11 protein-coding genes and 1 tRNA gene are annotated in these 11,958 nt (G+C 70.8%); 4 read left to right on the top strand and 8 right to left on the bottom strand.

What is annotated here, in order from left to right; genetic code table 11:
- The first annotated feature begins 146 nt into the window (after positions 1-146).
- Both ACFVH0_RS18150 and ACFVH0_RS18145 read left to right on the top strand, forming a co-directional pair.
- Positions 147-737, top strand: a complete 591-nt coding sequence (locus tag ACFVH0_RS18150) for a lytic polysaccharide monooxygenase (RefSeq protein WP_385821272.1) — start codon at positions 147-149, stop codon at positions 735-737.
- Positions 738-763: 26 nt separating this feature from the next.
- Complete coding sequence (locus tag ACFVH0_RS18145; RefSeq protein ID WP_385821270.1) at positions 764-2,470, top strand: AMP-binding protein; 1,707 nt, start codon at positions 764-766, stop codon at positions 2,468-2,470.
- A 99-nt stretch (positions 2,471-2,569) separates the two neighbouring features.
- Here ACFVH0_RS18145 and ACFVH0_RS18140 read toward each other — a convergent pair whose 3' ends face one another.
- The 8 genes from ACFVH0_RS18140 to ACFVH0_RS18105 form a co-directional block, all read right to left on the bottom strand.
- A complete protein-coding gene (locus ACFVH0_RS18140) occupies positions 2,570-4,102 on the bottom strand; it encodes an MFS transporter (RefSeq protein WP_385821268.1) in 1,533 nt (510 codons plus the stop codon).
- A 131-nt stretch (positions 4,103-4,233) separates the two neighbouring features.
- A tRNA-Lys gene (locus ACFVH0_RS18135) sits at positions 4,234-4,307 on the bottom strand.
- Positions 4,308-4,403: 96 nt separating this feature from the next.
- On the bottom strand, positions 4,404-5,162 hold the full coding sequence (locus tag ACFVH0_RS18130; RefSeq protein ID WP_385821266.1) for an IclR family transcriptional regulator: 759 nt from the start codon (positions 5,160-5,162) through the stop codon (positions 4,404-4,406).
- 166 nt (positions 5,163-5,328) lie between these two features.
- Positions 5,329-6,177 carry an ectoine/hydroxyectoine ABC transporter ATP-binding protein EhuA gene (gene ehuA / locus ACFVH0_RS18125; RefSeq protein ID WP_385821264.1) on the bottom strand — a complete coding sequence of 283 codons (849 nt, stop codon included), beginning with the start codon at positions 6,175-6,177 and terminating at the stop codon, positions 5,329-5,331.
- Positions 6,167-6,808, bottom strand: coding sequence for an ectoine/hydroxyectoine ABC transporter permease subunit EhuD (gene ehuD / locus ACFVH0_RS18120; protein ID WP_124717482.1), 642 nt, complete (start codon positions 6,806-6,808; stop codon positions 6,167-6,169). The genes ehuA and ehuD overlap by 11 nt, the downstream gene beginning before the upstream one ends.
- On the bottom strand, positions 6,805-7,545 hold the full coding sequence (ehuC, locus tag ACFVH0_RS18115; RefSeq protein ID WP_385821262.1) for an ectoine/hydroxyectoine ABC transporter permease subunit EhuC: 741 nt from the start codon (positions 7,543-7,545) through the stop codon (positions 6,805-6,807). Before ehuC ends, ehuD begins: the two co-directional genes overlap by 4 nt.
- A 19-nt stretch (positions 7,546-7,564) precedes the next feature.
- The gene (ehuB, locus tag ACFVH0_RS18110) at positions 7,565-8,467 is read right to left on the bottom strand and encodes an ectoine/hydroxyectoine ABC transporter substrate-binding protein EhuB (RefSeq protein ID WP_385821260.1); all 903 of its coding nucleotides are present in this window, start codon (positions 8,465-8,467) and stop codon (positions 7,565-7,567) included.
- A gap of 156 nt (positions 8,468-8,623) precedes the next feature.
- A complete protein-coding gene (locus ACFVH0_RS18105) occupies positions 8,624-9,583 on the bottom strand; it encodes a D-2-hydroxyacid dehydrogenase (protein WP_385821259.1) in 960 nt (319 codons plus the stop codon).
- Between the two features lie 296 nt (positions 9,584-9,879).
- On the opposite strand from ACFVH0_RS18105, the gene ACFVH0_RS18100 reads away from it, so the two are divergent.
- Positions 9,880-10,674, top strand: a complete 795-nt coding sequence (locus tag ACFVH0_RS18100; protein WP_385821258.1) for a decarboxylase — start codon at positions 9,880-9,882, stop codon at positions 10,672-10,674.
- Positions 10,675-10,845: 171 nt separating this feature from the next.
- Complete coding sequence (locus ACFVH0_RS18095; RefSeq protein WP_385821256.1) at positions 10,846-11,943, top strand: LLM class flavin-dependent oxidoreductase; 1,098 nt, start codon at positions 10,846-10,848, stop codon at positions 11,941-11,943.
- Positions 11,944-11,958 lie beyond the last annotated feature (15 nt).

Raw genomic sequence — 11,958 nt, 5'->3', positions numbered from 1 at the left:
GAGGGCGCGCGGCCAAGCGGAATCCAACTCTCATTGGTCTGGACATGTTCATATCCCGTCAATAATCTAAGTCTTGGTCTAGACCGCAAAACACGCGCGCAGCACGGCTCATGGAACCTCCCCCACGTTCTTGAGGAGCGACAGCAATGCGTAAAAGGGCAAGCGCGGCCGTGGTCGGCCTGGCCATCGCGGGCGTCTCGATGTTCGCGACGAGCAGCGCCAGCAGCCACGGCTACACCGACAACCCCATCAGCCGCCAGAAGCTCTGTGCCAACGGCACGGTGACGGGCTGCGGCAACATCCAGTGGGAGCCGCAGAGCGTCGAGGGCCCGAAGGGCTTCCCGGCGGCAGGTCCGGCCGACGGCAAGATCTGCTCCGGCGGCCACGGCGAATTCGCCCAGCTCGACGACCCGCGCGGCGGCAACTGGCCCGCCACCAACGTCACGGCCGGCCAGGGATTCAGCTTCCGCTGGCAGTTCACCGCCCGTCACGCCACGACGGACTTCCGCTACTACATCACCAAGGACGGCTGGGATCCCACCAAGCCGCTCACCAGGGCCGACCTGGAGTCGCAGCCCTTCATGACGGTGCCGTACGGCGGCAAGCAGCCCCCGGCGACCCTGACCCAGCAGGGCACCATCCCCACCCAGAAGAGCGGGAAGCACATCATCCTGAGCGTCTGGAACATCGCCGACACGGCGAACGCGTTCTACGCCTGCTCCGATGTTCAGTTCTGACGCTTAGTCAGTTACCGTGCGGCGCCATGGGGAGCGCAGGCACCGTCGCGGAGCTCGTACAGCGCCAATGGGGCGACCACCGGCCGGGGCTGAGACACCGGGACACCGTGCTCAGTCATCACCAGGTCGCCTCGGGCGCTGCCGCGCGGGCCGCGCTCCTGGCGGATCTGCTGCCGGCGGGCGGCGAACCGCACCTCGGGGTGCTGCTCGACAACACCCCTGAATTTCCACTCTGGTTGAGCGCGGCGGCCCTGGCCGGGGCCGCCGTGGCAGGGATCAACCCGACCCGGCGCGGCGCCGAGCTGGCCCGCGACATCCTGCACACCGACTGCCGGGTCCTGGTCACCGAACGCGCCCACCTGCCGCTGCTCGACGGCCTGGACCTCCCCGGGGTGCGGCTGCTGGTGACCGACACCGACGCGTACGCCGGACTCCTCGCCCCGTACGCCGGTGCCGCACCCGGCGACACTGCCCGAAAGGGCGTCGGACCCGCGACCCGGATGCTGCTCTACTTCACCTCCGGATCGACCGGCGCGCCCAAGGCCGCGATCTGCACCCAGGGGCGGCTGGCGGCAGCCGGACAGTCGCTCGTCGACCACTTCGGCGTCCGGCGCGAGGACGTCCACTACATCTGCATGCCTATGTTCCACGGCAACGCCGTGATCGCCGACTGGGCGCCCGCACTGGCCGGCGGGGCCGCCGTCGCGCTGCGCCGCCGCTTCTCCGCCTCCGGATTCCTCGACGACGTACGGGCACACGGGGCGACGTACTTCACCTATGTCGGCCGCGCCGTGCAGTATCTGCTGGCCACCCCCGAGCGCCCGGACGACCGCGAGCACCCGCTGCGCCTCGGCTTCGGCACCGAGGCCGGGGCGGTGGACGCGGCCCGGTTCCGGGAGCGGTTCGGGGTGCGACTGGTCGAGGGGTACGGCTCCTCCGAGGGCGGGGCGGCGATCCAGCGGACCGCGGACACCCCGGAGCGGGCGATCGGAAGGGCGTCGGTCCGTGACGATCTCGCGGTCGTGGACCCGGAGACCGGCGAGGAGCGGCCCCCCGCCCGCTTCGACCGGGCGGGCCGGCTGGTCAACGGGGCCGAGTCGATCGGGGAGTTGGTCAACCGGGGGCGCACGCCCTTCGAGGGCTACTGGCGCAACGAGGCGGCGGACGCCCAGCGGGTGCGCGGCGGCTGGTACTGGACCGGGGATCTCTTCTTCCGGGACGCCGACGGCTTCCTCTACTTCGCGGGCCGTACCGACGACCGGCTCCGGGTCGACAGCGAGAACCTGGCCGCCGCGATGATCGAGAACATCCTGGCCCGCTGGCCGGACGCGGCGGCCGTGGCGGTGTACGCGGTACCGGACCCGGTCGCCGGGGACCAGGTGATGGCGGCGCTCGCCATGCGGGAGGGGGCCGCCTTCGACCCGTCCGCCTTCGCCGCGTTCCTTGCCGCGCAGCCGGACCTGGGCACGAAGATGGCCCCCGCCTTCGTACGGACCGTGCCGGCGATGCCGGTGACGGCGACGAACAAGGTGCACCGGGTGCGGCTGCGCCGCGAGGGGTTCTGGCACGGGGGAACCGTGTGGCACCGGGGGCCGGGCGGCACGTACGCCCCGCTCGACGGCGAGCGGCTGACGGCGCTGCTGGGCGAGTACGAGGCGCACGGGCATCCCGCGCCGGGAACGCGCTCGCCGGACGGGGCCGGTGACCCGGCCCCGTCCGGCGAGCGAGGATGAAGCGGCGGCACGAACCGAAAGACCCTGAGGCCTCTCGTCCGGATCACGCCGGGCTCGCGTGCCCCGCTCCCCGGTCCGGCCCGGTCCGAACGGAAGACCCTAGCTCGTCAGCGCCGGCTCGTCCGGTGCCGCGATCTTCGTCTCCGCCGCTCCCTGGATCCTCCGCAGCAGTGCCGCGGCCAGCACCGCTCCGGCCAGCAGCAGCGCCGAGCCCGTGACCGAGGCGTACTGCATGCTGTGCACGAAGGCCGCCCGCCCGACCGAGATCAGCGAACCGTCCCCCGTGGCCACCGCTCCGGCGAGGGTCTTGCGGGCGGTCTCCGGGGCGGAGCCCGGCATGTCCGCGGTGTAGATCGCGGTGGCCACCGCGCCCAGCAGAGCCATCCCCATGGCACCGCCGAACTCCTGGCCGGTCTCCAGCAGCGAGGCCGCCGAACTCGCCTTCTCCGGCGGGGCCGTGGACAGCGCCAGGTCCGACACCAGCGCCATCACGGTGACGATGCCCGAGCTCATCACGGCGCAGCCGCCGAGCAGCAGCCAGAGGGAGTCCGTACCGCTCAGGGCCAGGACGGCGAATCCGGCGGCGGCGATGACGAACCCGGCGCAGATGACCCGCGCACGGTCGGTCCGCTGGGCGATCGCGGTGGCCGTCGGGGCCGCCGCGCCCACCGCCAGGGACGGTGCCAGGCTCCACAGCGCGGCCTCCATCGTGCTCATGCCGAGCACCGACTGGAGGTACTGCGTGGTGAAGAACGAGGAGCCCATCATGGCGAAAGCGGCCAGCGCGTTGAGCCCGATCCCGGCGGCGAAGCCTCGGTGGCGGAACAGGTCCCGGCTGATCATCGCGTCACCGCGGCCGCGCTGGCGGCGGACGAAGAACAGACCGACGACCAGCCCCGCGGCGATGATCAGCGCGTTCCCGGCGCCGAGCCCATGGGCGGCGCTCTCCTTGACGCCGTAGACGACCGGCAGTACGGACCCCATCGACAGCGGCACGCTCAGGAAGTCGAAGCGTCCGGGGTTCGGGTCCTTGAACTCCGGTACCAGCACCGGCACCAGGACCAGCAGCAGCACCATGGCCGGCACATTGATCAGAAAGACCGAGCCCCACCAGAAGTGCTCCAGCATGACCCCGCTGAGCACCGAGCCCAGTGCGATGCCGCCCGCCATGGCCCCCGACCAGATCCCCACGGCCCGGCCGCGCTGCCGCTCGTCGCGGAACATGTTGCGTACCAGCCCCATGGTCGACGGCATCAGCGTCGCCCCGCCGACCCCGAGCAGGGCGCGGGCCGCGATCAGCATCTCGGGGCTGTCGGCGTACGCGGCGGCGACGGACGCGGCACTGAACGCGAACGCGCCCAGGAGCAGCAGCTTGCGACGGCCGATCCGGTCGCCGAGCGAGCCCATCGTGATGAGCAGGCCGGCCAGGGCGAAGCCGTACACATCGAAGATCCAGAGCTGCTGGGTGGCGCTGGGGGCGAGGTCCCGGTCGATGGACGGGATCGCGAAGAAGAGGACGGAGATGTCCATCGAGACGAGAAGGAGGGGCAGCAGGAGGACCACGAAGGCGGTCCATTCCCGGCGGCCGGCAAGGTGGCCGCGCTCGGCGGTGGTGCTCGTGGCGTTCGTCATGCCAGGAAATGTACGATCGTTTAAAACAGTTGTCTAGTACGGATGTGTAAAACGTTCGTACATCTCCGCGGGCAGCAAAAAACGCACTGGGCGGTTCACGTGTGTACGTGAACCGCCCAGTGCGTTGTCTGTGCGCCGCCAGGGACTCGAACCCCGGACCCGCTGATTAAGAGTCAGCTGCTCTAACCAACTGAGCTAGCGGCGCCTGCTGACTCGAAAATAATACCTGCTTCCGAGGGGTGCTGATGACACCAGGACAAACAGGGCGTATCGACTGGAATTCGCGAACCGGGCGGAAATCTCAGAGCGCCATCGACAGGAGCACGGGTGCCGCCCGCCGGTTCAGGGTGTCCGCCGCCGAGCGCAGCCGGTGCGCGTCCTCGATCGGCAGCGACAGTGCCAGGCAGCCCGCCGACGATCCGGCCGTCAGTGGCACCGCCGCGCACACCGTGCCGACCGCGTACTCCTGGAGGTCGAGCACCGGGACCGTCGCCGGCTGGCTGTCCAGCTTGGAGAAGAGCACCTTCTCGTTGGTGATCGTCCGCGAGGTGAGCCGGGGAGTTTTGTGGCGCGAGATGTGGTCGCGGCGGCCGTTCTGGTCGAGCTGGGCCAGCAGGCACTTGCCGACCGCCGAGGCGTGCGCCGCCGACCGGAAGTCCACCCACTCGTTGACCGCGGGGGTGAGCGGGCCGTCGGCGTACTGCGTGACCCGGATCTCGCCGTCCACGTACCGGCTGATGTAGACCGCCGCGCCGACCGAATCGCGCAGCTGCGCCAGGGTCTGCTGGAGCTTGGACTCCAGTGCCTGTCTGCGGGCCGGGCCGGAACCGATGAGCAGGAGCGAGGCGCCGATGACGTACGCGCCGTCGGTCACCTGCTCCACGTAACCCTCGCGGCGCAGCGTCAGCAGCAGTGAGGTGAGATGCCCGATGGGCAGTCCCGTCTCCCGCGAGATCTGGGTGTCCGTCACGCCGTTGCCGTGCTTGGAGACCGTTTCGAGAACACGAAGGGCGTACTGCACCGAATGGAACGGTGCGGTCGGTTCGGGCTTCAACGCCACGGTTTCCCCCTACCAGGTTGTGACCGCAAGCTCTGACTTCACGATAGCCGCCAAGAGCCCGCTCCGGGGCGGCTGTTGGCGACTCGGCCGGGCGCCCCGGCCCGATGAGCTGGGGCGCATCCGTCCGGCATATGCCAGCGTCATGGGCGTTCAACAAACGGTGAGGTCACAGCACTGCGTCGAGGAACTCGCGCGTACGTTCGTGCTCCGGGGCGGTGAAGATTTTTTCCGGCGGGCCGGATTCGATCACCCGCCCGGAGTCGAACATCAGTACCGTCTCCGAGACGTCCCGGGCGAAATTCATCTCATGGGTCACGCAGAGCATCGTGATGTCGGTGTTCCTGGCGATATCGCCCAGCAGCTCCAGCACCCCGGCCACCAGCTCCGGGTCGAGCGCCGAGGTCACCTCGTCCAGCAACAGGATCTCCGGCTCCATGGCCAGGGCGCGGGCGATGGCGACCCGCTGCTGCTGGCCACCGGAGAGCTGGGAGGGGTGGGCGTCGATCTTCGCGGAGAGCCCGACCAGGTCCAGCAGCTCCCGGGCCCGGGACTCCGCCTCCTCGCGGTCCTTGCCCAGCACGTTGACCGGCGCCTCGGTGATGTTCTGCAGCACCTTCATGTTGGGGAAGAGATTGAACTGCTGGAAGACCATGCCGATCTTCTTCCGGGCCTCGCGCAGATGCTTCTCCGGCGCCGGCTTCAGCACCCCGCCGGGCGTCCTGACGTGGGACAGCGGACTGCCGTCCACCCAGATCACGCCGTCGCTGACCTTCTCCAGCGTCATCAGCAGCCGCAGGATCGTGGTCTTGCCCGAGCCGCTGGGCCCGATCAGCGTGATGTGCTCGCCGCGCCGCACCGAGAAGTTCAGCCGGTCGAGGACGACATGGTCGCCGTACCGCTTCACCACGTCGTCGAAGCGGACCAGCGGATGGCCGGTCTCCGGCACGACGGCCGGTGCGGCATCCGCGGGCGCCTTGTCCGCCGTCTTCTGCAGGGGGAGGGGTTCAGTGGCCAAGACGCTTCTCCAGCTTTCTCATCAGCAGCGAGGTGGGGTAGCTCGCGACCAGGAAGACCAGGCCGGCGAGCGTGAACGCCTCGGTGTACGCGAAGTGGTCGGCGCCGTACTTACGGGCCTCGAAGACCATTTCCTGCACCGTGATCACGGCGAGGAACGGCGTCTCCTTGAACATCGAGATCGCGTAGTTGCCGAGGGCGGGCAGCACATTGCGCACCGCCTGCGGAAGGATCACGGCCTGCCAGGTCCGCCGGGGCCCGAGCGAGAGCGCCCGGCAGGCCTCCCACTGGCCCTTCGGCACACTGTCGATCCCGGCCCGGTACACCTCGGAGGTGTAGGCGGCGTAGTGGATGCCCAGCACCACGATGCCGATCGTCAGCGGCTCCACCGAGGTGAACAGGGCCGCCGCGCCGACCAGTTGGACGAGCAGCGGGGTGGAGCGGACGAACTCCGTCACCGCCCGCACCGGCACCGTCACGAACCTGCTCGGGGCCCGGCCGGCCACCGCGACGGCCAGCCCCAGGACCGCGGCGACGAGCGTGCCGAGCACCGTCGCGAGCAGCGTGACCCGGAAACCTTCGAGCAGCAGGGGCAGGGCGTCACCGGCCGCGTTCCAGTCGAAACCGTTCACCGGGCACCTCCCGGGACGGAGGCGACGGCCTCGGTGGCGCTGCGGCTGCGCAGCAGCGAACCCGCGCCGGTGGGCAGCCCGAGCCGGCGCTTGGCGCCCCTCTCCAGCAGGTTCATCAGCAGGGTCAGCGCGTACGCCAGCACGAAGTAGAGGGCCAGCAGGGTCAGATACGCGGTGAGCGTCTCACCGGTACGGTCGCGCAGCTGCTGGACCACGGTCATCAGGTCGGCCGCGGAGATCAGCCACAGCAGCGGGGTGCACTTCAGCAGCTGGATCAGCAGATTGGTGAAGGACGGGATCATCTGCACCCAGGCCTGCGGAAGGATCACCTTCCGCATCCGGTGCAGCGGCGACATGTTCAGCGCGACGGCCGCCTCGTACTGGCCGCGCGGCACGGAGCCGATCGCCCCACGCACCACCTCGGCGCCGTACGCGCCGTAGTTGAGCCCGAAGGCGACGACACCGCAGAGCAGCGGGTCCAGTTGATAGCCCGTCAGCGTCGGCATGGCGTAGTAGAGCCAGAACAGCTGGATGTAGAGCGAGGTGCCGCGGAAGAACTCCACGACCACCCGCGAGGTGCCGCGCACCACCAGCAGCCGGCTGATCGACATCAGGCCGAGGACGAACGACAGCAGCAGCGCGGCCAGCGCGCCGAGCACGGTGGCTTCGAGGGTCACCCACAACCCCGAGCGCACCTGCGGCAGTTCGTCGAGAAAGGCGGAGAAGAAATCACTCATGCGGTGCGGTCCGTCCCCGTCAGCCCTTGCACAGATCGGCCGTCTTCAGCGTGGCCGGCGGGAGCTCGGTGGCGGAGAAGCCGTACTCCTGGAGGAGCGACACATAGCGCGAGCGGTCCGAGACGATCTTCTTCAGCTCGCGGTTGAAGGCGTCCCGCAGATCCTCGTTGCCCTTGCGGAAGACGGCACCGCCGGGGCTGTACTGCTTGGTGCCGTCCAGCTCCGGCACGAACGGCTCGGTGACCTCGGTCTCCGGGTTGGTCTTCGCCAGCCAGCGCAGCGAGATGCCGGTGAGCAGGAACGCGTCGATCCGGCCGCCCTTGACGGCGTCGGCGCCGTCCTGCGGCTTCTGCAGCGTCTTGACCTTGTCGCCGGCTATGCCGGCGCCCTCGGCGTACTTGCCCTCGACGGCGCCCGACATGACGCCGACGGTGATCCCGGCGGCCTTCGCGGACGCCAGGTCGGTGACCTTCCTCGGGTTGCCCTTCTTCACCATCAGCGCGGTCGGCGAGATGAACTCGGGCTCGGAGAACAGGGCGTTGGCGCAGCGCTCGGGTGTGATCGCCATTCCGGCGCTGACCACGTCGTACTTGCCCGCCTGGAGTCCGGGGATCAGACCGTCCCACTCGGAGAGGGTGGGCTTGAGCTCGTCGACGCCGAGCGCCTTGAAGATCTCCCGGTGCAGCGTGGGTGCCTCGCCCTTGAGCTGCTTGCCCTCCAGATAGCCGTACGGGGCCTCGTTGGCGTACGCGACCCGGACGAAGCCCTGCTTGCGGAGCTTTTCGAGCGCACCCGCACCGTCCGCGGAGCCCGCGGCGGTCTTGCTGCACGCGGAGAGCAGGCCGGGGACGACGAGCAGGCCGCCCACGGCCGCCGATCGGTTCAGAAAGCCCCGGCGGGACAGGTTCGGGAAGTCAGCCATGGTTCGCAATCTCCTGGAGGGATCGAACAGTCCGGACAGGTCAGGCGCCTGCCCGATCCCGGACGTCTATGCAGGAAGCGAGAGCATGTAACCGAAAGGTGGCCGGAATGTGACCTTCCCGAGTCCGGTCCGGCCGGAGCGGACGGGCCCGGCCGCCTACTCGCCCGGCTCCCGCACGGGGACGTAACCGCGCTGCTTGTCCACCACATTGGGCAGGGGCTCCCCGGCCGCCCAGTGTTCGTACATCGCCACGAACTGCTCGCTCAGCCGGTCCCGCCAGCCCGCCGTGTCGCCGCTCATGTGCGGCGACACGATCAGATCCGGTACGTCCCACAGCGGGCTCTCCGGCCCCAGGGGCTCCTGCTCGAACACATCGAGCGCCGCGCCCGCGATCCAGCGCCTGCGCAGCGCTTCGGCCAGATCGTCCTCGACGACCAGCGGCCCGCGCCCCACATTGATGAAGCGGGCCGACGGCTGCATCAGCCCGAAGAACCGGGCGTCGAACATGGCGCGGGTCGACCCGGTCAGCGGGGCCGCGCAGATCACCCAGTCGGCCAGGGCGGCCAGCCGGTCCAGGTCCTCGGTGCCGTGGATGGTGCGCCGCGCCGTGCGCCCCACGAGCGCCACCTGGACCCCCAGCGCGATCAGCAGCCTGGTGATCTCCCGCCCGATCGGGCCCGCGCCGACCACCACCGCGCGGCTGCCCGCGAGCCGGACGCTCTCGCGGTGGCGCCACTGCCGTCGCCGCTGGAGCTCCAGCGTGCCGGGGAGGTCCTTCGCGAACGCCAGCACCAGGCCGGTCACATACTCGGCGATGGGCCGCTCGAAGATGCCGCGGGCGTTGGTCAGCACCGTGTCGGAGGCCGTGAGCTCCGGGCACAGCAGCCGGTCCACGCCCGCGCTCGCGGTGTGCACCCAGGCCGGGCGCGGCCCCTCGCCGGGCCATGCCTCCCGTACCGCGTCGGAGGCGAAGTCCCACACCAGCAGCACATCGGCCTCAGGGAGCCGGGCGGCGAGTCCGGCCTCGTCCGTGTAGCGGATCCGGGCCCGGCCGGTCAGCCGGCCGAGGCGCGGCGACGGGCCGGTGTCCAGGACGAGCAGGGTGGGCTCTGACATGAGGGACGGTCGCTCCGCTGCGTCTGGGGGTGCTCGTGCGTACGGGGAGGTGCGCGTGCGCCCGGGAGGCGGGTGCGACCACGCTCGCACCCGCCTCCGCCCCCGTCAACAGGCCACAGCAGAGGTCACGACATATGGGGGAATACTTGGATGGGGCGGGGTGAAAGGTCGCGGCCGTCGGCCGGACAGGAACGGGAGGACCGGACAGGAAGGCCGCAACCGGGACAGGAAGCCCGGACAGGAACGGGAGGGCCGGGCAGCGGCGGGAAGGCCGGACAGCAACAGGAAGGGCGGACATGACGACCGTCGGATTTCTCTACCCGGGCCACTTCGCGGAGGACGACTTCCCGCGGATGGAGATCCTGCTCGACGCCGTCCGGCTGGTGGTGAACCGCACCGAAGTCGACGACGACGCCTACCGGATCGACGCGCTGCTCCGGACCGGCTCGCCCGAGCACCTGGCCGCCGGGGTGGCGGAGCTGCAACGCGCCGGGGTCGAGGCCGTCGTCTGGGCGAGCGGCGCCGGCAGCTTCCTGTACGGCTGGGAGGGCGCCCATGAACAGACCGCCGCCCTGGCCCGCGCCGCCGGTGTGCCCGCCTCCAGCACCTCGTTCGGCTTCGCCCACGCGGTACGGGAGCTGGGCGCCGACCGGATCGCCGTCGCCTCCACCTACCCGGAGCGGATCACCGACCTGTTCGCCGAGTTCCTGCACGCCGCGGGCCTCGATGTGGCCGTCACCCGTGCCACCGCGCTCGGATCGGCCGCCGAGGCCGCCGCCTGGGATCTGGACCGGGTGAAGGAGCTGGCCGTTGCCGCCGACCGGCCGGAGGCGGACGCGGTGCTGCTGCCCGACACCGCACTGCACACCGCCGGGCACGAGGCGGAGCTGGAGGAACTCCTCGGCAAACCGGTCCTCACCGGCAACCAGGTCACGGTCCGCGAGGGCCTCCGCCTGGCCGGCCGCCGCGCGTGGTCCCCGAGGCTGGGCCGGATCTTCGCGGCCCGGGAGGCGCCCCCGGCCCCGGTGGTCGCCTGGGGCGAGGGCCGGGAACGCGCACACGGCGGGAAACGGGGATGGCCCGCAAGGTAAACGCCCCGCCGTGGCCCGTCCCCGCGGTCCGTTCCAGGATCCGTCCTCGCGATCCGTTCCTGCCCGGAGGCGGACGGGGAATAAGCGGAGACAACCTCCTGTTACGCGCTTGAGGACGGACGGGTCGGATGTACGGGCCCGACGCAGGCGCATCACCGGAGAGGCCAGGACGTGGACGAGATTCGAGGCGACGAGATCCGTGGCAAGGCGGAGGGAACGGCCACCGTTCCGCTCTCCGTGCTGGACCTGGTGACCGTGGGACAGGGCCGCACCGCCACCCAGGCGCTGCGCACCTCCGTGGACATCGCGCAGCTCGCCGAGCGCCGCGGATTCCACCGCTACTGGGTCGCCGAACACCACTCCATGCCCGGCGTCGCCTCCTCCTCGCCCGCCGTGATCCTGGCCCACCTCGCCGCGCACACCGAGCGCATCAGGCTCGGCTCCGGCGGCGTGATGCTGCCCAACCACGCACCGCTCGTCATCGCGGAACAGTTCGGCACCCTGGAGGCCATGGCTCCCGGCCGCATCGACCTCGGCCTCGGCCGCGCCCCAGGCACCGATGGCGCGACGGCCGCCGCCCTGCGCCGCACCGACCGGCTGAACGAGGGCGCCGACGACTTCCCGCAGCAGCTCGCCGAGCTGACCCGGTTCCTGGACGACGACTTCCCCGACGGCCACCCCTACGCCCGTATCCACGCGGTCCCCGGCCCGGTCCAGGCCACGGCCGAGGGCGGCGTTCAGTCGCCGGCCCGCCCGCCGGTCTGGCTGCTCGGCTCCTCCGGCTTCAGCGCCCGGCTGGCCGGTGTGCTCGGGCTGCCCTTCGCCTTCGCCCACCACTTCTCGGCCCAGAACACGGTGCCGGCGCTCGACCTGTACCGGGAGTCGTTCCGGCCGTCCGCGGTGCTCGACGCCCCGTACGCCCTGATCGGCGTCTCGGCCCTGGCCGCCGACGACGAGCGCGAGGCCCGCCGCCAGGTGCTCACCGGCGCCCTGTCCATGGTCCGGCTGCGCACCGGCCGCCCCGGCCTGGTCCCGACGCCCGAGGAGGCGGAGGCGTACTCCTTCAGCCCGATGGAGCGCGAGTTCGTCGACAGCTGGCTCACCAACATCGTCCACGGCACGGCGGACGAGGTCCGTACCGGCCTCGACGGCCTGGCCAAGCGCACCGGCGCCGACGAACTCATGATCACCGCCAACGCCCACGGCGGCGAGGCGAGGCTGCGCAGCTACGAACTGATCGCGGACGCGTACGGGCTGCCCACGGCCTGACCCGGCCCGGGGCCG

The sequence above is a fragment of the Streptomyces sp. NPDC127117 genome (assembly GCF_042677325.1).
Classification (GTDB): domain Bacteria; phylum Actinomycetota; class Actinomycetes; order Streptomycetales; family Streptomycetaceae; genus Streptomyces.
Note: the sequence above shows the minus strand (reverse complement) of the source record. Positions and strands in the feature narration are given on the sequence as shown.